Consider the following 24,471-nt stretch of genomic DNA (forward strand, 5'->3'; position numbering starts at 1 on the left):
CGAACGGCACGGGCTTCGCGTCAGACTTTGCGCAGGGCGTAGAAGACCAGCGAACTGCCGGCTTCCCGCTTGAATCGACGGTAGATGCCGACGATCAGCCCGTATACCAGGCCCGCATAGTATCGCCGCAATCCCGGCAGCAGGAACCAGCGCCCGAATAGCCGTTTTGCAGCGATCGATGGTAGCGCGAAGGGCATCAGAAGATCGTAGAACGAGGAAAAGTTCGGCGAAGCGTAGAGCCGTTCGTCATCAACTTGAAATCCGGCTGTGGCAAACAATTCACGCCACTCCGTGCGCGAATGCACGTTGTAGTGCTGCCAGAAACGGTTATGAAAACTGCCATAGCGGGCTTCCAACCCGTCCGCTCCAATCAGATTGAATACGCGCGCCGGCAATGAGTTGTGCTCGAGGCGATCCGTTGGAATGGTCAGGAAAAGCTGGCCGTTCGGAGCGAGCAGGCGATGCGCTTCTCTCAGCACCGGCATCAGATCGGGGATGTGCTCGATCACGCTGTTCGACAGGACGGTATTGAAGGCCTGATCGGGCTTCGGAATTCTATCTCCCGGGCACACCAGCAGCTCATGATAGGCATCCAGCTTTTCCGCGCGCGCGACTTCTGCAGGATCGAGGTCGATGCCGGTATCGAGCTTTTCATCGAACAGGATGGCCGCAAAGATTCCGTCGCCGCATCCGATATCCAGGATGGGCCTGACGAATTCTTGTTCCTTCAGGATGTCGCACTCCACCGCGCGCTCGACGGCGAGTGCGCCGGGAGCAAGATCGAGATAGCGGCGAAGAAAATTGTTTCTGAAAATCACGGCTCAACCCGCGTTGTGGACGTGGTGACGAAATCGATCGCAGATGTATCCGATCTGCTGCTCGGTCAGGCCAAAAAAGGTCGGCAGCGAGATGACGCCGGCACTTGCAGCCAGCACCCGGGGTAGGTCGGGTGCGTCGTAGGGAGGCATCAAGCTCAGGGCGTAAAAGCCTGGGCGCGTTTCGATACCATCCTCCAGCATCGCGGCCATGATCCTGTCGCGTCTGGATCGTTGTCGCGACAAATCATCGTCCTCGATCAATGCCGCGATGACCCAGAGAACCGGATCAACGTGCTGCGAAAAGTGCTGCAGGCGAACTCCGGCACAGGCGTTTAGAGCGTTGCGGTACAGCGCGTGTATGCGGCGGCGATCCGCCATGATGTCATCGAGGTGTTCCAGTTGCGCACAGCCGATGGCGGCCTGCAGATTGGTCAACCTGAAATTGTAGCCGACCACGTCGTGCCAGTATCTCTTGCCCTGGCGCATGCCGTGATCCCGGATCACCCTCATGCGTTGTGCAAGCCCGGCGTCGTTGGTCACGACCAGTCCACCTTCTCCGGTTGTGATCGTTTTGGTCGCGTGGAGACTGAATGTGCCAACGTTTCCGATCGTGCCGGCACATTTGCCGTCGAAGCGCGAGAAAGCTGCCTCGGCGGCATCTTCGAGCACGACCAGACCATGCGCCTTTGCCCGCGATGTTATCGCGTCCATTTCGGCGACGTTGCCATACAGATGAACGGGCAACACGGCTTTGGTGCGCGGCGTTGCCAGTCGATCGATTTCATCGGGATCGAGCAGCCACGATTGTTCATCGATGTCGGCGTAGAGCGGCGTCGCTCCAACGGACAGCACCATGTTTGCGGCGGCCACGAAGGTGAATCCGGGTACGATCACCTCGTCGCCAGGGCCGATTCCCAGGCCGCGAAGCGCAAGCTCCACTGCGACCGTGCCGTTGGACACCGCGACGGCTTCGGCAACCTGCATGCGTTCGGCCGCCACTCGCTCCAGTCGCTGGACGTAGGGACCGCCTGAAATCCACACCGACCGAAGCGCGTCGAGCACCATCGCTTCCTCGTTTCCGAAGAGCTTGGGCTGTGCCCATGGAATATGAACTGGATTGGTCATCGAACCCCGGAGCGCGTTTCGCCGCGGCTGGAATCGGATGCGTGTCCGACCACTTCGAACTCGGGGAGAGGGAAAATGAGATGCCCGCCACGTGCCATGAAATCGGCTTCACGTGCGACGAATTCGTCGCGGAAGTGCCATGGCAGTACCAGGAAATAGTCGGCGTCTTTTCGCGCGTCTTCTTCCGACATGATCGGTATGGCCGTGCCGGGCGTGCGCTGACCCCATTTTGACGGATTGCGATCGGCGCATGCCGTCAGCAGTCGGTGGTCCAATCCGAAATGCTGTAACAGCACATTGCCTTTCGTCGAGGCGCCATAGACATAGACGCGGTTTCCGCGTGCGACTTCCTGGGAGATGAAATCTTTCAGACGGGACCCAAGTGCCGCGACGTTAGCACGAAACGTAGCAAACGGCTTGTCGGTGGTGATGCCAAGCGCAGCCTCGCGTTTGCGAAGCGCGTCAAGAATCGTTCTGTTTTCCGGGTAGGCGGCGTCGCGATGACAGACCCAAATCTGAAAACTGCCGCCGTTGATATCGTTCAATTTGACGTCGAAGACCCTCAGGTTCTTGTCGCGCGTCAGTCGCTCGATTTGCGACAGCGCGTAGTATTCAAGGTGCTCGTGACAGATCGTGTCGAACGAGTTCCTGTCGAGCATGTTCGGGAGATAGCTTTGTTCGAGCACCCAGATGCCGTCCGGTGCGAGCACCGCGGCGATGTCGCCGACGAAGCTGCCGGGGTCTTCGAGGTCGTAGAACATGGCGATCGAGGTGATCGCGCGAGCCTTACGGCCGGGCATAAGACGGGCGAATGACCCGGCGTTGAAGAAGCCCGCATGGATATTGAAGTCGTCCGGGTACTGACTGGCGAACGACCCGGCGATCGGATCGATGCCGGTGTGCATCAGGCCCTTGATCGGATAGCTCTTGAGCAAGGTTCCGTCGTTGCAGCCGATATCGAGAACGACATCGCCCGGAGCCAGCGCCGCGCGCTCCGCCACGGCGGTGGTGAGTTGCCCAAGATGATTGCGCATCGTCGCGTTGGTGCCCGACCGGTAGCCGTAGTTGTTTCCGAACATCTCGGCGACGCGCACCGAATGCCGCAACTGGACCAGCCCGCACTCGCCGCAACGCAAGAGCTCCAGCGGCGCCTTGGGGGGATCGGGTTCGCCGGCGGCCGGAAAGCGTCCGGTCAAGGCTTGCAGTCCGAGGTCGATCGCACCGTGCAGATCAGCGCTGCCGCAGATCCTGCATTTGGAAATGGCGTGAAACAGCTCCGGAGTCACCATCGGTTGATCGCCCTGAAATACATCAGCCGCACCACCTCGCGCGTGTAGCGCATGAATATCGACATAAAACGCGTCTTGCTACCCCCGGCTGCCCGCTCGCCATAGAAGACCGGTACCTGTACGTGAGTTAGCCCCGCCCGTTGGGACAGCAGCAAGAGGCGGAAAAAGTAATCTCCGTAGCCCCAGAAAATCTTGTCGAAATCGAGCTTGAACAGCGCGGTTCGCCGGACCGCGAACAGGCCGCTCAGGTTGTCATCCATGCGCGTGCCGAGCGAAATGCGCATGAAGATGTTGTAGAGATAACTCAGGAAATATCGTAGCCGGTTCGGCATTCCGCCGCCAAAGATGAACCGCGAGCCGATGCCGAGATCGACCAGCTTGGCCACCTCGGAAATCAGCACGGCGTCTTTCGGCTGATGGTTGAAATCCGTATCCATGACGAGGACGACGGCGCCGTGCGATTTCTCGATACCTTCACGAATCGAAAGCGCGAGCCCGGGATTGCTGCTGCGCTCGATAACGACGACACCGCTGTCATCGGCGAACGCCGATCGCGCAGCCATGGCGGTGCCATCCGGACTTTTGTCGTCGACCACCAGGATTTCGTATCGGGCATCGATACGTTTGAATTCCTGACGCAACTCTTCGACGAGCGGAACGATGTTGTCGCGCTCCTGGAACGTCGGCAGGATCACGCTGACATCGGGCCGGCCAGACGGGTCGTGGGGTTCGGTCAATGGCATCACTTGGGCTCTCGGGACGGCCTTGCCGACGAAACGAGAATATCTCGGCGCTGAATGCTTTGTCGGCCGGGTTGATCGATCATTAGCGCGACCCTGTCAACGGGCCCTAGTTTGTCTGCGCGACGTATCAGGCTGTCCAACATATTGCTATCCTTGGCATATTGGCGCCTTACTCGGAGTTCGTATCCAAGCAGAGTGGGGCAGAAGCGGCGGACATTGCGGACGCCCTACTTTGATGTCAGAAACCGGCAAGTGCTGCGCCGCTCGGCTCACACTTGCCCAGACGGGCGATCAAATCCTCGCAGCGGAAACCCACCAATGCCGACCTGGCGCTCGGTCATCATCTACCTGTTTGCCTCGCTTCTGGTCTCGGCCATCTTCCATTCCAACCTGCTGGCGCGGCTTGCCGTCGACAGTCCGCAGAAGGTCGGCGTCCCGCTGGCGAGTTCGCGGACCGACGCGAGCGATAACTACGTCTACTTCGACCTGATCAAGCAGGGCGCCCAGGCGTGCAACACCGCAGCCTATCCGGCGGCCACGAGGATCGAGGGCAACCCTCTCGCCTGCACGTATATCGGCGGCGTGCTTGTCGGCAACGTTCTGTGGCGCTTGTCTCATGCCGTTACGACCTCGGAGCGAGCGGCGGTTTCATTGCTGCTGATTCTCTGCACCGGACTTCTGGCGATGTCGCTGATCCTGGCGTTCGGTGCGATTCTGGATCGGCAGTTCGGCCTTGCGTCATCGTTGGCGCTTGCCGGAATATCGCTGTTCCTGCTCGATAACTTCAGCCTCAGCTTTTACTCCCGTTCCCTGCAACTGAATTTCCGGGAGGTCCTCGGTCTCGAACCCGGCTTTGCCCGGCTTCTCAACCCTTCAATTTTCTGGTCGCTCGGGCTTCTGACGCTTGCCTGCGTGCTTCTGGCCATGCGTCAGCGCAGCCGCGTTCTCGCCGGACTCGGATGTGCCGCCGCCGCCGCTTGCGCAACCGCGGGGCTTGCCGTGACGGCGTCGCTGATCGGCGGGTTAGCGCTCTTTCTCGCTCTTGAGTTCTTGATGAGGCGGCAGCTCGATTGGCGGGTATTTTGCGTGGCCGCAGTGCTGGCCATCGGGGCGGCCTATACCTTGTTCGAGTTTTCGGTGTTCCACAAAACCCGGCTCGGCGCGAATATGCACCATGGCGAATTCACGAGGGTGCGCATCAACTTCTACTTTATCTGGCTGCTGGTGCCTGTCGTCATCGGCACGATCGGCGTTGGTGGGCGCGAGCAAAACTTGCTTATGAAATGCCTGCTGTTGTCGGCCGCTATTATTGGAATGTTTTGCGATTCCGTCGAGTTGGGTTCACGATTGTGGCTGCGCGGCTCTTGCATCTTTGCCTTTCTGGCAAGCGCTGCTTGGCTGTGGAATCTTGGTGAACGCTACGCCGGTCCGCTGGTCGGCAGCTTGTTCCGTTGGCGAGAGCGGTGGAATAACAGTCTCCGGTCTGCGTTCTCCGCCGTCGCGGTCGCCGTCATTCTGTTCGGGGCGATGCAAATCGTTCGTCCCTTCGACCTGGACCAGCCGCGCGGGTTCATCGATCGCGACAAGTATGAGACCCTGACGTGGCTCGAACAGCATACGCCCTCCAATGCGGTGATCGCTTCCACCAGTATCGAAGACAGTTTTCTGATTGGCTTCTACACCCAGGGAAAGCCCTATGTTCCCCTCTACGGGCTTTCGATTCTGCCGCAGTCCGAATTGGTCAAACGCTACTTCAGGACCGTCGGAGAGGTCGAGGAGGGATCGGCGTTCTTTGACAAGCTGTCCATGATAACGCCGAAGGCGCTGGCAGCATTCAATGGCGCACTGACGGGGGGATTGAAGCGGCCGTTCGACGAGACAGCCTACCAGGCTTTTGCGTTCTACCTGATGCTGCTTTACTATCCATATACTACCGAAAGTCGCACCATCTTCTCGGCGAACGCGCCGACCGCCGGATTCATCGACTGGCTTGGCCGCATGCGGGACGAGTCGCATCGGGAGTGCGCGCGCTTCGATTATTTTGTCATCCGCGCTTCGGAGCATCTGATCGACGTCGGCCGATACGAAACGTTGTACCGGAATGCCGACTATGCGGTACTTCGTCAAAAAGCCTCGAACGGCGGCAATCTCGCAGTCGCATGTCCTTAAACCGGGCCGGAATGTCGATCAGCCGATGACAGCGACGACAAAGCATATGCGTCAGATCCTTGCGTTGGCCATCAAGGTGGCGGTTTCGATCGCGCTGCTCTTTCTTGCGCTGCGGAAGGTGGATTTTTCGGCCATCGTGGAGCGGATCGATCTGACCACGCTGTGGTGGCTGATCTTCGCCGTCGTCGCCGTGGTGTCGCAGGTCTTCTTCGGCGCCGTGCGCTGGCGCGAGATCGCACAGGTTTGCGGCGCGCCGCTGACCGTATGGCAGGCTTTCCGTTTGAACATGATTGCGGCGTTCTTCAACCAGGCGCTGCCGTCTTCGATCGGCGGCGATGCCACGCGCGTGTGGTTCGTCGGCCGTAGTGGCGTGGGCTGGCGTGCGGCCGGCTACTCGGTTCTGATCGATCGCGCGATCGGACTTACGGTGCTCGCGTTCCTCGTGGTTGCCAGCTTGCCCTGGAGTCTGAGGCTGATCGCAGATCCGCAAGGTCGCATCGCGCTGCTGCTGGTCGACGCCGCGGCGATCGGAGGAGGAGCCAGCTTTCTGCTGCTGGGAACGCTGCGGTGGCGGTGGCTCGCCCGCTGGCAAATTGTGCGGCATGCCCAGGCGTGCTCCGAAATCGCCGGCCAGTTGATGGTCAGCCGCGTTCACGTCCTGCCGCTCATCGTTCTGTCCCTGCTGGTCAACGTGCTGAATGCGGTGATCGCATGGGCGGTCGTTCGATCGATCGGAGCAGGCGGATCCTTCGCGCAAATCTTTCTGCTGATCCCGCCGGTCATGCTGGTGACGACGCTGCCGATCTCGATTGCCGGCTGGGGGCTGCGCGAGGCGACGATGGCCCTAGCCTTTGGCTATGCCGCCCTGCGGCCCGAGGACGGCGTCAGCGCCTCGCTACTGTTCGGGGTCGTGAATTTCGTTGCCGGTGCCCTCGGCGGGCTGATCTGGATCCTGAACCCGAAGCCGGCCGAGACGGGAATTTCAGAGGAAGTCACAGCGGACAGGTTACCGGACCAGATATAACTGCTGGGCCCACGTGCGCCGGCGCTTCTACGAGCTTGCCGTCGCCGGTCCGGCGCCGATCGCCAGCGAGGCGCTCAAACGCATTGTCGATCTTTATGCCGTCGAGACCCAATGCCGGGGCCGCTGCGCCGATGAGCGGCGCGCGCTTCGGCAGGAGAAGAGCCACCCCATCCTGGAAGCCCTCGAACCCTGGCTGCGTGCCAAGCTCGACCTGATCAGCCAGAAGGCCAAACTCGCCGAGGCTATCCGCTACGCGCTGTCGTACTGGGAGGGGCTCACGCGATACCTCAATGACGGCCGCATCGAGATCGACAGCAACATAGTCGAACGCTCAATCCGACCGATTGCGCTCAACCGCAAAAACGCGTTGTTCGCCGGCTCCGACGGAGGCGCCGAGCATTGGGCCACCGTCGCGTCCCTGATCGAGACCTGCAAGCTTTGCAGCATCGAACCGCATAACTATCTGGCCGACGTCATCACCAGGATCGTCAACGGCCATCCCAACAGCCAGATCAACGACCTGCTGCCTTGGGCCTATACCGCTGCGATGAATACCAGGGAAGTGGCCTGAAAACACCGCTTACCGACATGGCAGCCTGGCTTGGGCGTGTGCCTCGCGAGTACTTGACCGGAGGCAAGACGACACGACTCGGCATTAGCAAGAGAGGGAGTTCGTACCTGCGACGCGTCCTTGTCCATGGCGCCCGGTCGTGCCTGCTCCACCTCGATCGGTCACGCGACTGGCTCGGAACGTGGATCAAGTATCCGCTTATGGGGAAGCCCGACGGTCACAGCGTCCTGACCGCTTCCGTTTCTTGGCGGTCCTGTTGTGAGCAAGAGGCCGCGGCGAGGCCGTTGCTTCCTTGCGCAACTTCTAATCTCACGAACTGGAAAGGCCGAGACTTGTTACGGGTTTCGAAACTTGACCTAATCCATTTCGGGAGCTTGTGACTTCCTTTGCCATCGTGGCGAAGCGCTCGAAAGATTTTCCATCAGCAACTCCCCAATACTTCATCACGGTTCTTTGTTGCTGCGCGAGGTGTTGCGCAAAGGCAGGATCCTCAAAAAATCTATTCAGGCATTCCCTGAATTCTTGAACGTTTTCGATTGTTAGCACACCAGGCGCGGTGTCGAAGTCAGTATATCTGTAGCGAAAAACGTCATAGTTCAGCACAGGAATACCGCAGGAAATCGCCCATCGGATGGTCGCGGAAATCGAGGCCACGTAAAGATCGCATAAGGGAATAAGATCAGCGGTGGGATCGGCCACGACCCTTATATGTTCGCTTTCAAGTGAAACCAGCTGGCCAACAGGAATGCGAGGATGCGGCCGGACTAAAATATTTGCGTGTTCCGCAATCAGCTCCAGGCTGCTTTTCCACGCATCAATAAGCGCACCATAACTTGCAAACTCGAAGCCGCTTGTGTCGGTACTACGATATTGATCGGGCGGGAATCCACAGACGACCAATGGTCGGCCAGGTCTTAGCTTGTGCTTTGTAACAAGTTCCGCTTTCAACCGATTCTTTTCGTTCTCGTCAAGGTGAGCAATGCCGCTAGTGACGTCTCCGACGATCCAAAGTTGATCATCAAGAAACCCCAGGTGGAGATACAGATCACGCTGAGCCGGGCTTTCCAATGCGATCGCTACATTCTCGCCTCTGTTCAAAATCCACGGCGCCGGGGTTGATAGACCTAACAACTCGGTAGTTATTGCGGTGAGCGCCGGCAATCTTATCAATCTGGTGCCTTCGTATTCGAAACACCAATGAGGATAGGCTCTAAGTAAGGCTTTGGCGAGAAATGAACTCGCGCGGTAAGATCGTTCGTTTCTAAGAATCTGAGCAGGCTCCGCGGGATTCGGGATGGTGTAGGGTATGATTATGGTCGGGATCCCCATGAGCCGCGCGCTCCCAGCGAAGATTGCGGTTAGATTTCCTACGTTGAGTTCGCCCATGACCAGGAAATCCGGCGCAACCCTTGCCAAGAACTTTTTGACCTTCCTGGCCATGAGTACGGACCGCACAGCTGGTGCGAGGTCCCGTCCCATTTTGGTCGAGCGAAAAAACATGCCCGCGCCAACGCGGAACATCTTAACGAAGATCCAAAGCAGCACTAGCGGTGCTCCGATCCAACGAAAGAGCGAATTTCGGCTACGAGACGCTCGTTTCCTCAACATCGAATTGAGCAGACCAGAAAACAAGCTTGCATAACTATACATTTCATAGTTACGGGTCGTCTCATCTATGTGCCTCTCATCGAGACACATCATAACGATATGTGCGTTGAGATGCAGTCGCAAAGCTTCGGCGGCGACCTTGCAATGAGAAAAGGTTGCAGCAGAATCGACGTAAAAAAAAACTCTATTGGGCTTCATGGCCACATCGATTAGGCGAAATCATTCCGTTTACTCTCCCTCTTCGAGGGGAATATTATCCTACTATCTGAGTTAGTCAACGACATCTTAGTAACCGAAAGGAGGTGCTCGTGACCGAAGGTGTCAGTCGCAAAATTGCTGCGGAGGCCCTGCGGTGGGAGAAAGTAGCGGCAGAATCGGCGTAAACTAAAACCCTGAATAGGCTTCATAATCCCCTTGGGACTATTCATCGTCCAAATCGGCGGACGATTCCGCATCAAGTCTCACCGTCATCTTCCACGAGATCAAGCGATTGCGATTCAATCATTCTCGAATAAATTCCCTGACGCTTGAGTAATTCATTGTGACTCCCGACTTCCGCAATGCATCCTCGATCTACTACAATAATCGTATCCGCCAAGCGCACCGTTGATAAACGGTGAGCAATTGCAATGACTGTTTTCCGACGGGACAGTGCAGACAGCTGCTTTTGAATCGTCTGCTCCGTCAGCGTATCGAGAGCGCTTGTTGCTTCATCGAGAACGATGATTTCGGGATCTCTGATGAATGCTCTCGCCAATGCGAGACGCTGCCGCTGTCCTCCGGAAAGACGTCCTCCCCGATCGCCTAGCATCGTGTCGTAGCCATCGGGTAACGATGATATCCAATCGTCAATCGAAGCAAGGCTAGCTGCGGATTTAAGCCTGTCAAGCGAGACCTCTTCTCGAAGGCCAAAGCAGAGATTCGCGCGAATTGAGCCATTGATGACGATAATATCCTGCGTCACGACTCCAAGACGTCGCCACCAGGACTCGACAACCAAATCATTCAGCGGCGTCCCGTCTATCAGGATACTCCCGGAATTTGGCCTGTAGAGCCGTGCGAGCAAATTTACGATCGTTGATTTACCTGAGCCGGACGGACCGACGATTGCGACCATATGCCCGTGAGGGATGGTAAAGCTGACATCCTTCAGGACGACCGGACCATCTGTGGAGTAGCTGAAACTGACTCCTTCGAAGCTTACTGCTTTCTGAAAATTCGGAAGGATAACAGACCCGTCCGTTTCCTGTGCCGACTCGCAAGCTGACAAAAACGCCTGATACTCCTGAAATGCATCAAGATGAACGAGTATGTTATTCCGCGAGATATTTATAACGCTTAGCGGGGAGACTATTCGAAGCAGCAGAACAAAGAAGATTACAATAACGCCGATAGCGCTTGCGGCTGTGTCTGCCTTTAATACGCCCACAGCCATCACGATGACGCAGATGAGAATGCCACCAATCGTATTGAAGTAGGGTACGGTCATGTTCTCAATTGCCACCGTCCGATCTCGAGCGCGATTGAGTATCCGCACTGAGGACTCTAGATCCTGCTGAACTTCACCGGTGGCCCCCGAAAGGCGAATGAGTTTCGCTCCATTCAAGGTCTCAAAGAATATCTGGGAAAATTGCTGGTTGGCTCGAGAAAGTTGAGTCCCGACGCTTCGGACGATGTTTGTCGTGAAAGCTCGAAACAGCAGCGTCGTTACTAAGATGTAGATTCCGGCGAGAAGGAACAGGAAGGGCGATACGATGCTCAGAACGACGACATAGCAAAGCAGGATGAAAATGCTGGAGATTAAGGTTGCAAAAAAACGAACGGCGATGCCGATCCGAGCGGAGTGCCCTACGATAATGTTGGATATTTCACCGGCCCCAATAGTATCCACATATTGCATGCTGGTGCCGATCAAGCCCCTAAAGGCTTTTATTCGAAGCGCCGAGTCCACATGCAGCGGTATTGAGTAACTCAAGAATTCTTGTGCGAACTGCAGCGCGCCGCGGATAAGAACGACGACGAGCATCAGGCCGCCCGCCCATAACAGACGACTTGCCGCAGGCAACCCATCGAACAAGCCAGAAATACTGCCGAGCACAGGAACGTTGGCGAACAAGTTGTTGTGACCCATTGATTGCAGCAGAGGAATCAAAAGGAATACGCCAAAGCTCTCCGTCACTACGCTGAACACAGCGAGAAAGACGAAAAGCGCAATTTTGCCGTGGTGATTTTGTGCAAACCGCCAAACTAGCGTAAAAAGATCACGGTATCCGCGCAATCTACTCGTAAGCGACGTACCCAGCAGGACGGTTCGCGACATCGCACGCGCTCTGATGCCCAACGAGTTTTTCTCCTCTATTCCAGCGGTTTCTCGGGTAACAACGGATCGGCCTCGCCGCACTGCCTGAGGAGAGGGCTATGGTCAATCCCCGAGACCAGACGCGACGTAGAAATCGCCATCGATGCGGCCCAGAACCCATCAACATGCAGCCGGACTCGCGCGAGCCCCTGACCATTCTGGTCTCCAAGGACCGAACTTCCTGCCGCTAGCATTACAGTCGTAATTTGTATTGTGCGCTTTAGCGAGTTCTGACTCGATGCATCACCATGATTCGACATCAATCATGGACGACGGGCGGGTCGATCGAAACGGTACTGGAGTTGTGGGCGTCGTCGCTGCGGGACGTGAAGCGACGGATGCGCCCATTGTTTGCGCAGGCGCGTACGGCGGCGAGCGCGGGCGCATTCATTGACGGACTGCTGAGCGAAGAACGGCGCAAGACTGGCTGGATGCGAGCGGAAGCGGCGGGCGATCCCGGCCCGTGGCCCAGCAGGAGCTTCTGGGCCGAGACCGCTGGGACGCCGACGAGTTGCGCGATCTGGTGCGCGATTATGTGGTCGAGCATCTCGGTGACGAAGGCGCGGTGCTGGTCGTCGACGAGACCGGCTTTCTGAAGCAGGGCAAAGCCTCCTGCGGAGTGGCGCGACAATACACCGGTTCGGCCGGAAAGATCACGAATTGCCAGATCGGGGTATTCGCGGCCTATGTGTCGCGCCACGGTCATGCCTTCATGGACCGCGCGCTCTATCTGCCGAAGAGCTGGACGGACGATCCGCGCCGCCGGAAAGCCGCGCATGCGCCAAGCGATGTCGGATTTTCGACGAAACCGCGGCTCGCGGCCAAGATGATCGCGCGGGCCATTGCGGCGCGCGTCCCATTCGCCTGGGTTGCAGGCGATACGGTCTATGGCGTCGGCGACATCGAGCGGGATTTGCGCCAGGCTGGCAAAGGCTATGTGCTCGGCGTTGCCGCCAACCACGGGTTCGGATCCTGGAGCCGGAAGCGGCTGATCGGCGGTTCAGCGGAAAAGATCGCCAAAGCGCTGAAGCCGACCGATTGGCGCCGCCTGTCGGCAGGCAGCGGAACCAAGGGGCCGCGGCTGCATGACTGGGCGTATCTCGAACTCGCCGATCTCGACGCCGGTGAGTTCAATGAGGAGCGCAGCGGCTTGTGGACGCGCGGACTGCTGATCCGGCGCCATATCGCTGACGGCGAACTCGCCTACTTCACCACCTGGTGTCCCGCCGGAACGTCCATCAAGCAGCTGGTCACCGTTGAAGGACATCGCTGGGCGATCGAAGACAGCTTTGAGACCGCCAAGAACGAGTTCGGCCTCGATCATAATGAAACGCGATCCTGGCATGGCTGGCATCGTCATGTGTCGCTTGTCATGTTGACCTTCGCCATGATGGCCGCCATTCGCCGAAAAGCTAACGCGCCGCCCCAAAAAAACACTTCGCGCGCAACCCGAACGCGCAAGACCTCATCCGTTGGTCGGTCCAGGAAATCCGCAGATAGCGCAGCGGCTCGCGCGAAAACGAATTCGACCTGGCTATGTCATCGCATGGTCGCTGTGGCGACGCACTCACCAGGCCGTCGCTCAAAAAGCCCACATCAAACAAAAATTACGACCGTAATGCTAGTTGATGTCCCACCTAGCGGCCATTCATTAAGACCGAGCCGATCAATCATCAATCTACGCCCGAATTAGCACAACTATTCCGCCTCGCCTCAATTCGGCGCACTTATGCGCCAACCATCCTATCATGCGAACCCTCTCGTCCCAGAAGTCGGCTCTCGCATATGCCTAGGGAAGCTCTGAACAACTTGGCGACTATGGCACTCTTCGATCATTGATTCGGGGAGGCGCTCGGATGGCCCAGCTGAGTTTCGCGTCGCTCGATTATGCGGACAAGAAGAAGCGCACGAAGCGAGATGTGTTTTTGGCTGAGATGGCAGCGGTGGTGCCTTGGGTCGCGCTCGAAGCTTTGATCGAGCCGCATTATCCCAAGGCTGGTCCGAGTGGCGGTCGGCGACCATTTCCATTGGCCGTGATGCTACGGATTTATTGCTTGCAGCAGTGGTATAACCTCTCTGATCCCGGCGCGGAAGAAGTCCTTTACGACATTTGCTCGATGCGCACGTTCGCGGGTCTGGAGCTCGGACGCGACACAATTCCCGATGAGACGACCATCTTGAACTTCCGGCATCTGCTGGAGCGTCACGAGTTGACGAAGGCGATATTCGTCGCGATTGCAGAGTTTCTGGAGACTCGCGGTGCTCTACTGCGTGGCGGCACCATCATCGACGCGACGCTGATCGCGGCATCGCCATCGACGAAGAACAAGGCACAGAAGCGCGACCCCGAGATGCGCTCATCGAAGAAGGGCAACCAGTGGTACTTTGGCATGAAGGCCCACATCGGTGTCGATGCGACAAGCGGGCTCGTGCACACCGCGGGCGTGACCACAGGCAGTGTGCATGACGCCAAGGTCATGGACAATCTGATCCGCGAGGATGATCGTGCGGTGTATGGCGACAAGGGATATGCCAACGACCGCAAACAACGACAGGCGGAAGCAGCGGGCGTTCTGTGGGCCGTGAAGGCGAAAGCGAAGCCCGGGCGCCCCCTGTCGATATCGCAACGCCGCCGCAATCGCCGCTTCGGAAAAATCCGCGCCAAGGTCGAGCACGTGTTCCGGGTGATGAAATGCCAGTTCGGCTATCGCAAGGTTCGCTATCGCGGCATCGCCAAAAACGGCGCACAGGTCTTCGCGTTGCTCGCGCTCGCAAACCTATTCCTTGCCCGCAGGACACTTGCGTCCGCTTGACAAAGTCGCCGGGCGAATGCCGCCCGCGGCAGGTGCAAACAAAGAACCCTTCACCGCCAACGCAAACCTGTTGCGACTGCTTCAGAAAAAGTGACGTTGCTCAGAGGTTCCTTAGATATCTGTCATACCCTGCACAAACGCGCATACTGCTTTGGAAATCACGTTGAGGGGGTGAACTGATTTTTAACCCACATCATGCTGGTGACGACGCTGCCGATCTCGATTGCCGGCTGGGGGCTGCGCGAGGCGACGATGGCCCTGGCCTTCGGCTATGCCGCCCTGCGGCCCGAGGACGGTGTCAGCGCCTCGCTACTGTTCGGGGTCGTGAATTTCGTCGCCGGTGCCCTCGGCTGGCTGCCGGATCAGATATAACTATCTGTCATAAAAAGATAAATTAAGATTCTTATTATGTTCATGACGTGAACAAAAAGCTTGACGTTCATGCTATGAACGGGGTAAGCGACACCCGAACCAGCGGGGCGATCAAGGTGCCGGAGACCATCGACACCAGGGACAGCGAGAACGGCATCATTCTGGGATTATTGCGATCCCTGGATGAGGACGGCGGGCGATCGCAGCGGCGGTTGGCCGCGGAACTCGGCATCGCGCTCGGACTCGTCAACGCCTACCTGAAGCGCTGCGTCAACAAGGGGCTGGTCAAGGTCCAGAGCGTTCCAGCCCGCCGCTACGCCTATTATCTTACGCCGAAGGGTTTTGCGGAAAAGTCCCGTCTCACGGTCACGTACCTCTCGCAATCCTTCAGTTTCTTTCGCGAAGCGAAAAGCGACTGCGTTGCGATGTTCGAGGCGGCCAAATCGCGTGGCGTGCGCACCGCCGTCTTGATGGGCCGTTCTGATCTGGCCGAGATCGCAGTCCTGTGTGCGATGGAGAGCGGCGTCGAGGTCATCGCTCTGGTCGATGCCGGGGCCAAGCCGGGTCAATTCCTGGGGGTTCCACTGGTCGGGTCATTCGAGGCGGTCAAACCGAAGTTCGACGCCGTGGTCATCACCGATCTGGTCGGCACCTACGAGAGCTGGAATCTGGCGCTGCAGAGCTTTGACAGGGATCGGGTTCTGCTTCCGCGTCTTCTCGGTGTCGTGAAGAACCGCGACGACGTGAGCGAGCGGGAAGAGCTGGCATCATGATCCCCTCCGGGCAGCAGTGGTATGTAGTGCGGACTCATCCGTATGCCGAAGGCAAGGCCGCAGCGCATCTGCAGCGGCAAGGTTTCGAAGTCTATTTGCCGCGCTATGCCAAGCGCCGGCGCCACGCGCGGCGCGCCGACATCACCGCATCGCCGTTGTTTCCGAGATACATGTTCGTTGCGATCGATCTCATTCACCAGCGCTGGCGCGCCATCCGTTCGACGGTGGGTGTCACGAACCTGGTCTGCAGCGGCGACGAACCGATGCCGGTTGCCCACGACGTTATCGGCCGCCTGAAACAGCGCGAGGATTCCGCCGGTTTCGTTCAACTCGATCAGAAGCCACGGTTTTCCGCTGGCGATGCCGTTCGTGTTGTTGAAGGCGCCTTTTCCGATTGCCTTGGCTTGTTCGAATCGATGACCGATAGCGAACGCGTCATGGTGTTGCTTGATCTTCTGGGCCGCAAGGTCCGGGTGACGATGAATATGGATACGATCGAGGCCGCCTAGAGCCTGGCTTCGATCGACTTGAATTCGCGGCGGGTGAGAGGATGACCTCCCTTTCACCCGAATGGCGGTAGCATGGTTGTCGCCGGGCGGTTGCGGGGCGGTCGTTGTCGAATGGATCGATGAAACTTCAGGGTAAGAAAATTCTTGTGACGGGCGCCGATGGTTTCATCGGTTCGCACCTCACCGAGTATCTCGTCGAACAGGGCGCCAATGTGCGTGCATTCGTCTATTACAACAGCTTCAATTCATGGGGCTGGCTCGACGAAACCAGCACGAGGATCAAGCGCGAACTCGACGTCTTCGCCGGTGATATCCGCGATCCCAACGGTGTTCGCACGGCGATGCGTGGATGCGACGTGGTGTTTCATCTCGCGGCGCTGATTGCAATTCCGTACTCGTACCATTCTCCCGACGCGTATGTGGACACCAACGTCCGGGGTACGCTGAATGTCGTGCAGGCAGCGCGGGATCTCGCGGTCGAACGCGTGGTTCACACATCGACCAGCGAGGTCTATGGGACCGCCCGCTTCGTGCCGATCACGGAAGAGCACCCGCTTCAGGGACAATCGCCTTACTCCGCGACGAAAATCGGCGCAGATCAGTTGGCCATGAGCTTCCATCTGTCGTTCGGCACGCCGCTCAGCATCATCCGGCCGTTCAACACCTATGGGCCGCGGCAGTCCGCGCGGGCGGTTATCCCCACGATCATTACCCAGATCGCGTCGGGCGCGAAGCGGATCAAGCTCGGCGCGATGACGCCGACACGGGACTTCAACTACGTCCGCGATACCGTGCGGGGATTCGTTGCGGTGGGCGAGTGCGACGATGCGATCGGAAAGGTTCTGAACGTCGGCAGCAATTTCGAGGTCTCGATCGGCGACACGGCCAGATTGATCGCCGAGCAGATGGGACAGGACGTCGAGTTCGAGCTCGATCAGCAACGCCTGCGTCCGGCGGGCAGCGAGGTCGAGCGCTTGTGGGCGGACAACGCGAAAATCAACAAGCTGGCGGGCTGGACTCCGGATTACGCGGGCCGGGAAGGGCTTGCCCGCGGATTGAAGGAAACCATCGCCTGGTTCGGTGACGCCGCCAATCTGCGCCGCTACAAGGCCGAGCTCTATAACATCTGACCATGCGCGAAACTGTAGCTTCACCCGCAAACGGAAATCGTCCGATGCACGCACCTGCCGGTCAGCCATCTGGCGTCACAACCTCGGTCGTTGCGGCCGTACGCGGCCTGCTCGGTTCGCCCGACAAGCGGATTGCGCTGCATGAGCCGGAGTTTCGCGGTGAGGAATGGACCTACGTCAAGGATTGCATCGATACCGGCTGGGTGTCGTCGGTGGGATCTTATGTCGATCGCTTCGAGCAGGATCTCGCTGCGTTTGTTGGCTGCAAGCACGCGATTGCGACATCCAATGGAACGTCGGCGCTCCACATCTGTCTGATCCTGGCGGGTGTCGAGAGCGGCGATGAGGTTCTCATCCCCACCTTGACCTTCATCGCAACCGCGAACGCGGTATCATACATTCACGCGGTGCCGCATTTTGTCGACAGCGAGACGATCTCCCTCGGCATCGATGCCGAACGGCTCGACAAGTATCTCGAGAGCGTTGCGCAGGTGGTCGACGGCGTTTGCATCAATCGCGCCACCGGCCGGCGGATACGGGCACTCGTCGTGATGCACGTATTCGGCCATCCTTCTGATCTCGATGCGCTGATGGAAGTAGCCCGGCGCTGGAATCTGGTGCTGGTCGAGGATGCCGCGGAGTCGCTCGGTTCCTACTACCATGGACGTCATATCGGCAATTTCGGCCAGTTGGCGGCGCTGAGCTTCAACGGCAACAAGGTTGTGACCACTGGTGGCGGCGGCGCCATTCTCACCAACGATTCCGATCTGGCCAAACGGGCCAAGCACATCAGCACGACGGCACGCGTCGCGCACGAATGGAATTTCCTGCACGATGAGGTCGGCTACAACTACCGGATGCCGAATATCAATGCGGCGCTCGGCTGCGCCCAGCTCGAGCGGTTGGCGTCGATGGTGGAGCGCAAACGGCGGCTTGCCGATGGCTACGCGAAGGCGTTTGCGACCATCAACGGAGTTCGCTTTGTGGGTGAGCCGCAGGGCACGTCGAGTAACTACTGGCTCAACGCAATCATGCTGGATAGCGAGCTCGCCTCGCATCGCGACGAATTGCTGGGCGCGCTCAACGATGCCGGCTTCATGTCGCGTCCCGTATGGACGCTGATGCACAAATTGCCGATGTACCAGTCCTGTCCGCGTATGAATCTTGACGTCGCGGAGCGGATCGAGGCGCAGCTCATCAATCTTCCAAGCAGTCCGGGACTGGTCGCGTCGTCATGACCCGCCGCATCTGCGTCGTGACGGGCAGTCGTGCCGAATACGGGCTGCTGCGCTGGATTCTGAGCGATCTGCGCGACGCTCCCGATGTCGATCTTGAGCTCGTCGTGACGGGAATGCATCTGTCACCGGAATTTGGCAGTACCGTCACGGAAATCGAGAAGGACGGTTTTGCCATTGCGCGCCGCGTGGATTCGCTGTTGTCGAGCGGTACAGCTGGCGGCGTCGCAAAGTCGATCGGCCTCGGCGTGATCGGCATGTCCGATGCTTTGGAGGAACTCAAGCCAGACATCGTGCTGGTGCTCGGCGACCGGTTCGAGGTCTTTGCCGCGGTACAGGCTTGTCTCGTGCACAACATTCCCGTCGCCCATATCGCGGGTGGCGATACGACCGAAGGCGCGATCGATGAAGCCATGCGACATGCCATCACCAAGATGGCGCATGTTCACTTTGTGACAAATCCCGAGTCGGCGCGCCGGGTGCGGCAACTCGGCGAAGACCCGTCGCGTATCTACCAGGTCGGCAGTCCGGGACTCGATCATTTGCGTCGCCAACCGCTGCTGGATCGGTCGACGGTGGAAGCAAGATTGGGCGCGCCGCTGGGCCGGAAGAATCTTCTGATCACCTTTCACCCGGTCACGCTCGAGGCTGCGCACGGCGAAGCGCAGTTCGCCGCGTTGCTCGATGCGCTCGATATGCTCGATGACGACATCACGCTTTGGTTTACCCATCCGAACGCCGATGCCGGCGGGCGCGCGATGGCGATCAAGCTCAAGGCGTGGGTAGACGCTCGCTCCGGGCGTGCCCATCTTTATACCTCGCTCGGACAGTCGCTCTACCTCAGTCTGATGGCCCAGGTCGATGCGGTGATCGGGAATTCCTCCAGCGGGCTCTATGAAGCGCCGTCGCTTAACGTTGCGACGGTCGATATCGGTGACCGGCAATGCGGCCGCCTGGCCGCGGCGTCGGTGCGGCGTTGCGCGCCGGATCGCGACGCCATTCGCGAGGCTATTGCAAAAGCTATGCAGCTCGATTGTTCGGATACGAAGAATCCCTATGGTGACGGCAAGTCGTCAGAGCGGATCGTCGAAATCCTGCGGGCACTGCCTCCCGCATCCGAGTTGATCGGCAAGCGGTTCCACATGATTGGACATGCCGATGTCTAAGCACACGCGGATCATCGCTGAAGCGGGCGTCAATCATAACGGTTCGGTCGACCTGGCGCTCAGGCTTGTCGATGTCGCAGCCGATGCTGGCGCCGACATCGTCAAGTTTCAGACGTTCAAGGCAGATCAGCTCGCCACGTCGAAGGCCGCGAAGGCCGAATATCAGGTGGTCAACACCAACGAATCCGGTTCGCAACTCGACATGCTCCGTGCGCTGGAATTATCGCCGGCGGATCACCGCGCAATAGCGGATCGCGCCCGCAGCCGGGGTATCGGCTTCATGTCGACCGCGTTCGATGCCGGGAGCCTGGCGATGCTTGCGGCGTTCGAGATGCCGGCGATCAAGATTCCGTCCGGTGACGTCACCAGCGTCGATCTTCTGTTGCGATCGGCTCGGTTAGGGAAGCCATTGATCATGTCGACGGGCATGGCGACCCTCGGAGAGATCGAGCAGGCGCTTGGCGTCGTGGCTTTTGGGCTCATCACAAACAAGGCGCCGGCGTCGCGCGCGGACTTCGAGGAAGCGTATGGCAGCGATGCGGGGCGCAGCGCCCTGCGCGACAAGGTCACGCTGTTGCATTGTGTGACCGAATATCCTGCGCCGCCGAAAACGATCAACTTGCATGCGATGACGACCATGGCCGCGGCCTTCGATCTGCCCGTTGGATATTCCGACCATACGATTGGCATCGAAGTGGCGCTTGCGGCTGTGGCATTGGGTGCGGGGACGATCGAAAAGCACTTTACGCTCGATCGCGGTCTGCCGGGCCCTGATCATAGCGCTTCGCTCGAGCCGGATGAATTGAAGCAACTGGTAACGTCGATCCGTAACATTGAAAGCGCATTGGGCAGCGCGACCAAGGGACCGGGCGCCCAGGAGATGCGCAATCGCGCCGTGGCCCGCCGGAGCCTGGTTGCGGCACGCGCAATCCGCAAAGGCAAGATTTTGACGGCCGACATGTTCACAGAGAAGCGGCCGGGGACCGGATTGCCGCCGATCGAGGCACTGAATCTGATCGGCCGCCCGGCCGGTCGCGACTATCAGCCCGACGACATGATTGAACTATGAAGCCCGTAATTGTCATTGGAGCCGGCGGACATGCCGCCGTTATCGCCGATGCCCTGCAAGCTGCGGGCGTCAACGTCCTTGGCTTTACCGATGCCGATCCGGCCAAGCATCAATCGAAGCAGTGTGATCTGCCGGTGCTCGGCAGCGATGCAACGGTGCTGGCCGGTAGCGACCGGAACGACGTCCTGCTGGCAAACGGCGTCGGGGGTGTGAAAGGAACCGATGTCCGGCGAGCTCTGCAACAGCGTCTTCAGGAAGAAGGCTGGCGGTTCGCGACCGTAATCCACCCGACAGCGATCGTCTCGCGCCATGCGCGGATTGGAAACGGTGCACAGCTTCTCGCGGGTAGCATTGTTCAGGCCTTGGCCGCGATCGGTGAAGGGGCGATTGTGAACACGGCCGCTGTTGTCGAGCACGACGCAGATGTGGGGGACTACGTTCACGTCGCGCCGCGTGCGCTGCTGTGTGGCGCCGTGACGGTTGGGAATTACAGTCACATCGGGGCCGGCGCGGTCGTGCGTCAGGGAATCCGGCTCGGAGAGCGCACGCTGGTCGGCGCCGGAGCTGTCGTCGTCAAGGATTTCGATGGCGGCGGAGAACTGGTCGGCATGCCGGCCCGCTCTTCTGCCGAGGGGATCGCATGAGGAACTGGGAGACCATTCTGGTCGACCCGGAGCTGTCGCTGCGGGATGCACTCGAGAAAATCGACAAGGCGGGAACGCGCATGGTTCTCGTCGTCGATGCCAACCGCCGATTGCTCGGGACGCTCAGCGATGGCGACGTGCGTCGTGGACTTCTGCGCGGGCTTGCGCTGACCGACAAGGTTGCGCAATCGATGCATCTCAATCCGATCGTTGCGAAATCGAACGAGGATATTCAGGCCATCGTCGCCTCGATGCGGAACAGGGGCGTCTATCAGATGCCCATCGTCGATCCGCAGGGTATCGTCGTTGGTCTGCAGACCATCGACGATCTGCTGACGACGCCAAAGCGCGACAACTGGGTTGTGATCATGGCCGGCGGCCGGGGAACGCGGCTGGCCGAACTCACCAGCGAGACCCCGAAGCCGATGCTGAAGGTAGGCTCGAGGCCCCTGCTCGAAACGATCATTTCGAGCTTCGCGCAGCAGGGCTTCCGGCGCGTCGTCCTGGCCGTCGGCTACAGGGCCGGGCAGATCGAGGATCACTTCGGCAACGGGGCATCGTTTGGCGTGGATATCTCGTATCTCCGCGAGGACAGGCCGCTCGGGACCGCGGGCGCATTGAGCTTGCTGACCGAGCAGCCGACGCTGCCCCTGGTCGTGACCAATGCCGATCTTCTGACCAAGGAAAATTATGGTCACATGCTCGACCGGCATGTTGAGTCGAAGGCCGACGGCACCATGGCCGTTCGGACCTACGACATGCAGGTTCCGTTCGGCGTCGTGCGCGAAGGCGACGCCGGCATCGAGGCGATCGAGGAGAAGCCGGTTCAGAGCTTCGTCGTCAACGCAGGCATGTATGTCCTGTCGCCCTCGAGTCTCGGCCTGATTCCGAAAAACATGACGTTCGACATGCCGTCGCTGTTCGACGCGATGATGCGGCAGGGAATGAAGACGCGGTGTCATCACATCGATGGCTACTGGCTCGATATCGGCCGGATGGCCGATTACGAACGGGCCAACATAGACTTCGCCGAGATTTTCCGATGATCGATGGACAATCAGTTCTCGCGGTCATCACAGCCCGCGGCGGATCGAAAGGCGTTCCTGGCAAGAACATCATGCCGATCGCCGGCCGCCCGCTGATCCAGTGGACCATCGACGCCGCGCGCGGATCGCGCCATGTGGACCGGCTGATCCTGTCGTCAGACGACGCGGCAATCATCGAGGTCGCCAGGAATGCCGGATGCGACGTGCCGTTCGTCCGCGATGCTGCGCTCGCGACCGACGAGGCCTCGTCGATGGATGTGGTGGCGGATGCGCTGGGTCGTGTGCCGGGTTATGAGATCGTTGTTCTCTTGCAGCCGACGTCGCCGCTGCGGATCGCTGCCGACATCGACGGTGCACTGATGCGATTGATCGAAAGCGGTGCGCCGGCCTGTGTCAGCGTCCGCGAGGCCGACGACCATCCGTATTGGACCTTTCGAGTCGATCCGGCTGGCCGCCTCGCGCGGTTTGCCGAGCCGGACGGTGGTATGCCGCAGCGTCGACAGGATCTGCCGCAGGCGTGGTGCCTGAACGGCGCGGTCTATGCGGCACGCACCGACTGGTTCATGCGAACGCGGACATTCCTCTCGGCCGCGACCGTAGGTTTTCCGATGCCGGCCGAGCGCTCGCTCGACATCGATACATTCGCCGACATCGAGCAGTTCAAAAAGATTGCAGGAGAGAAATGATAATGGATCGCTATCCCCGTCACCGTGACGTCGACATGACGCCGTTTTTGTCCGAGCGACCCAATCATGCGCGTTATGGCCTGCCGTTGCAGGTCTGCTACTGCAAGAGCTGCGTCATTTCCAACCAGCGTCCTAACTCCGCGGTTGAATACGAGCACACGAAGGACAGCAAGAAGAAGACCATTAATTTCGATGATGAAGGCGTCTGCGATGCGTGTCGCGTTGCGGAGAATAAGACCAAGACCATCGACTGGATGGCTCGCGAAAAGGAATTGCGCGAACTCTGCGATCGCCATCGCAAGACCAATGGATCGTATGACTGCATCCTGCCAGGATCTGGCGGCAAGGACAGCTTTTATGCAGCGCACATCCTGAAGACAAAATACAACATGCATCCGCTGACGGTGACGTGGGCGCCTCACATTTATACGGACTGGGGATGGCGCAATTTCCAGTCATGGATTCATGCTGGCTTCGATAACTTTCTTTGTACGCCGAACGGCCGGGTTCACCGTCTGGTCACGCGCCTCGCCGTGGAAAACCTATTCCATCCATTTCAGCCCTTCATTTTCGGTCAGAAGGCGTTGGCGCCGAAGATGGCGCTGCTGCACAAGATCCCGCTGGTTTTCTACGGCGAGAACGAAGCCGAATACGGTAACCCGGTTGCCGATACGCAAACGGCACGTCGCGACTGGTCGTACTTTGCGGCTCAGGACAAATCCAAAATCTACCTGGGCGGGACATCCGTCGCCGACTTGCAAAATCAGTTCGGTGTCGATCCGCACGAACTGCAGCCTTATATGCCTGCCGATCCCGCCGAGATCGAGCGCCAGAAGGTCGAGGTGCACTATCTCGGCTACTATCTGAAGTGGCATCCGCAGAGCTGCTATTACTACGCCGTCGAGCATGGCGGCTTCCAGGCTTCGCCTGAGCGTACGGCGGGGACTTACAGCAAATACAACAGCATCGACGATCGCATTGATGATTTTCACTACTACACGACGTTCATCAAGTTTGGCATCGGCCGAGCGACCTACGATGCGGCGCAGGAAATTCGCTCCCGCGACATCACGCGCGAAGAAGGCGTCAGTCTCGCTCGCCGTTTCGACGGCGAGTTCCCCGAGCGCTTTGCCGAGGAAATCTTCCGTTATCTGAGCATTTCCGAAAACGAATTTCCGGAAGCGTCGAAGATGTTCGAGCAGCCCATTATGGATCGTCGATATTTCGATAATCTGGCTGACTCTTTCAGATCACCGCATCTCTGGAAATACGAGAAGGGCGAATGGTCGCTGCGCAAGACTGTCTGGAACGAAGAGTAACAC

The 24,471-nt window shown here is 58.9% G+C and carries 20 protein-coding genes and 3 pseudogenes; 17 read left to right on the forward strand and 6 right to left on the reverse strand.

What is annotated here, in order from left to right; translation table 11 throughout:
* Positions 1 to 20: 20 nt before the first annotated feature.
* From V4R08_RS01065 to V4R08_RS01080, 4 genes are read right to left on the reverse strand one after another with little or no spacing between them, the layout of a single operon-like run.
* Positions 21 to 818, reverse strand: coding sequence for a class I SAM-dependent methyltransferase (locus V4R08_RS01065; protein WP_335577639.1), 798 nt, complete (start codon positions 816 to 818; stop codon positions 21 to 23).
* Positions 819 to 821: 3 nt separating this feature from the next.
* Positions 822 to 1,943, reverse strand: coding sequence for a DegT/DnrJ/EryC1/StrS family aminotransferase (locus V4R08_RS01070; RefSeq protein ID WP_335577640.1), 1,122 nt, complete (start codon positions 1,941 to 1,943; stop codon positions 822 to 824).
* Positions 1,940 to 3,232 carry a class I SAM-dependent methyltransferase gene (locus V4R08_RS01075; RefSeq protein WP_335577641.1) on the reverse strand — a complete coding sequence of 431 codons (1,293 nt, stop codon included), beginning with the start codon at positions 3,230 to 3,232 and terminating at the stop codon, positions 1,940 to 1,942. The genes V4R08_RS01070 and V4R08_RS01075 overlap by 4 nt, the downstream gene beginning before the upstream one ends.
* On the reverse strand, positions 3,226 to 3,975 hold the full coding sequence (locus V4R08_RS01080; protein ID WP_335577642.1) for a glycosyltransferase: 750 nt from the start codon (positions 3,973 to 3,975) through the stop codon (positions 3,226 to 3,228). The genes V4R08_RS01075 and V4R08_RS01080 overlap by 7 nt, the downstream gene beginning before the upstream one ends.
* 318 nt (positions 3,976 to 4,293) lie before the next feature.
* Here V4R08_RS01080 and V4R08_RS01085 point away from each other — a divergent pair, with 318 nt between their 5' ends.
* The 4 genes and pseudogenes from V4R08_RS01085 to V4R08_RS18185 form a co-directional block, all read left to right on the forward strand.
* Positions 4,294 to 6,144: a hypothetical protein gene (locus V4R08_RS01085; RefSeq protein ID WP_335577643.1), complete on the forward strand. Its 1,851-nt coding sequence runs from the start codon at positions 4,294 to 4,296 to the stop codon at positions 6,142 to 6,144.
* Positions 6,145 to 6,190: 46 nt separating this feature from the next.
* On the forward strand, positions 6,191 to 7,168 hold the full coding sequence (locus V4R08_RS01090) for a lysylphosphatidylglycerol synthase transmembrane domain-containing protein (protein ID WP_335577644.1): 978 nt from the start codon (positions 6,191 to 6,193) through the stop codon (positions 7,166 to 7,168).
* A gap of 1 nt (position 7,169) precedes the next feature.
* Positions 7,170 to 7,739: pseudogene (gene tnpC, locus V4R08_RS01095) on the forward strand (IS66 family transposase); the annotation flags it as partial.
* 14 nt (positions 7,740 to 7,753) lie between these two features.
* Positions 7,754 to 7,915: pseudogene (locus V4R08_RS18185) on the forward strand (transposase); the annotation flags it as partial.
* A 133-nt stretch (positions 7,916 to 8,048) separates the two neighbouring features.
* Here the strand turns inward: V4R08_RS18185 and V4R08_RS01105 are convergent.
* Positions 8,049 to 9,545 (reverse strand): CDP-glycerol glycerophosphotransferase family protein, encoded by a 1,497-nt coding sequence (locus V4R08_RS01105; RefSeq protein ID WP_335577645.1) that lies wholly within the window; start codon positions 9,543 to 9,545, stop codon positions 8,049 to 8,051.
* A gap of 256 nt (positions 9,546 to 9,801) precedes the next feature.
* The gene (locus V4R08_RS01110) at positions 9,802 to 11,688 is read right to left on the reverse strand and encodes an ABC transporter ATP-binding protein (RefSeq protein WP_335577646.1); all 1,887 of its coding nucleotides are present in this window, start codon (positions 11,686 to 11,688) and stop codon (positions 9,802 to 9,804) included.
* A 445-nt stretch (positions 11,689 to 12,133) separates the two neighbouring features.
* Between V4R08_RS01110 and V4R08_RS01115 the strand changes: the two genes are divergently transcribed.
* From V4R08_RS01115 to V4R08_RS01175, 13 genes and pseudogenes are all read left to right on the forward strand, one after another.
* Positions 12,134 to 13,399: an IS701 family transposase gene (locus V4R08_RS01115; RefSeq protein ID WP_442935675.1), complete on the forward strand. Its 1,266-nt coding sequence runs from the start codon at positions 12,134 to 12,136 to the stop codon at positions 13,397 to 13,399.
* A gap of 163 nt (positions 13,400 to 13,562) precedes the next feature.
* A complete protein-coding gene (locus tag V4R08_RS01120; RefSeq protein ID WP_335577647.1) occupies positions 13,563 to 14,519 on the forward strand; it encodes an IS5 family transposase in 957 nt (318 codons plus the stop codon).
* A gap of 192 nt (positions 14,520 to 14,711) precedes the next feature.
* Positions 14,712 to 14,891 (forward strand): annotated as a pseudogene (locus V4R08_RS01125) (lysylphosphatidylglycerol synthase transmembrane domain-containing protein); the annotation flags it as partial.
* 47 nt (positions 14,892 to 14,938) lie between these two features.
* The gene (locus V4R08_RS01130) at positions 14,939 to 15,664 is read left to right on the forward strand and encodes a winged helix-turn-helix transcriptional regulator (RefSeq protein ID WP_335577648.1); all 726 of its coding nucleotides are present in this window, start codon (positions 14,939 to 14,941) and stop codon (positions 15,662 to 15,664) included.
* Positions 15,661 to 16,173 (forward strand): transcription termination/antitermination protein NusG, encoded by a 513-nt coding sequence (gene nusG, locus V4R08_RS01135; protein ID WP_335577649.1) that lies wholly within the window; start codon positions 15,661 to 15,663, stop codon positions 16,171 to 16,173. The genes V4R08_RS01130 and nusG overlap by 4 nt, the downstream gene beginning before the upstream one ends.
* A gap of 119 nt (positions 16,174 to 16,292) precedes the next feature.
* Entirely contained in the window at positions 16,293 to 17,303 is a 1,011-nt protein-coding gene (locus V4R08_RS01140; RefSeq protein ID WP_335577650.1) for an NAD-dependent 4,6-dehydratase LegB, read from the forward strand.
* A gap of 44 nt (positions 17,304 to 17,347) precedes the next feature.
* Positions 17,348 to 18,541 carry a LegC family aminotransferase gene (locus tag V4R08_RS01145; RefSeq protein ID WP_335577651.1) on the forward strand — a complete coding sequence of 398 codons (1,194 nt, stop codon included), beginning with the start codon at positions 17,348 to 17,350 and terminating at the stop codon, positions 18,539 to 18,541.
* Entirely contained in the window at positions 18,538 to 19,704 is a 1,167-nt protein-coding gene (neuC, locus tag V4R08_RS01150) for a UDP-N-acetylglucosamine 2-epimerase (protein WP_335577652.1), read from the forward strand. Before V4R08_RS01145 ends, neuC begins: the two co-directional genes overlap by 4 nt.
* The gene (neuB, locus tag V4R08_RS01155; RefSeq protein WP_335577653.1) at positions 19,697 to 20,773 is read left to right on the forward strand and encodes an N-acetylneuraminate synthase; all 1,077 of its coding nucleotides are present in this window, start codon (positions 19,697 to 19,699) and stop codon (positions 20,771 to 20,773) included. Before neuC ends, neuB begins: the two co-directional genes overlap by 8 nt.
* Positions 20,770 to 21,417, forward strand: coding sequence for an acetyltransferase (locus tag V4R08_RS01160; RefSeq protein WP_335577654.1), 648 nt, complete (start codon positions 20,770 to 20,772; stop codon positions 21,415 to 21,417). Before neuB ends, V4R08_RS01160 begins: the two co-directional genes overlap by 4 nt.
* On the forward strand, positions 21,414 to 22,463 hold the full coding sequence (locus tag V4R08_RS01165) for a nucleotidyltransferase family protein (protein ID WP_335577655.1): 1,050 nt from the start codon (positions 21,414 to 21,416) through the stop codon (positions 22,461 to 22,463). The genes V4R08_RS01160 and V4R08_RS01165 overlap by 4 nt, the downstream gene beginning before the upstream one ends.
* On the forward strand, positions 22,460 to 23,149 hold the full coding sequence (locus tag V4R08_RS01170; protein ID WP_335577656.1) for an acylneuraminate cytidylyltransferase family protein: 690 nt from the start codon (positions 22,460 to 22,462) through the stop codon (positions 23,147 to 23,149). Before V4R08_RS01165 ends, V4R08_RS01170 begins: the two co-directional genes overlap by 4 nt.
* Positions 23,150 to 23,184: 35 nt before the next feature.
* On the forward strand, positions 23,185 to 24,468 hold the full coding sequence (locus tag V4R08_RS01175) for an N-acetyl sugar amidotransferase (protein WP_335580139.1): 1,284 nt from the start codon (positions 23,185 to 23,187) through the stop codon (positions 24,466 to 24,468).
* Positions 24,469 to 24,471 lie beyond the last annotated feature (3 nt).

The organism is Nitrobacter sp. NHB1, from assembly GCF_036964665.1.
Classification (GTDB): domain Bacteria; phylum Pseudomonadota; class Alphaproteobacteria; order Rhizobiales; family Xanthobacteraceae; genus Nitrobacter.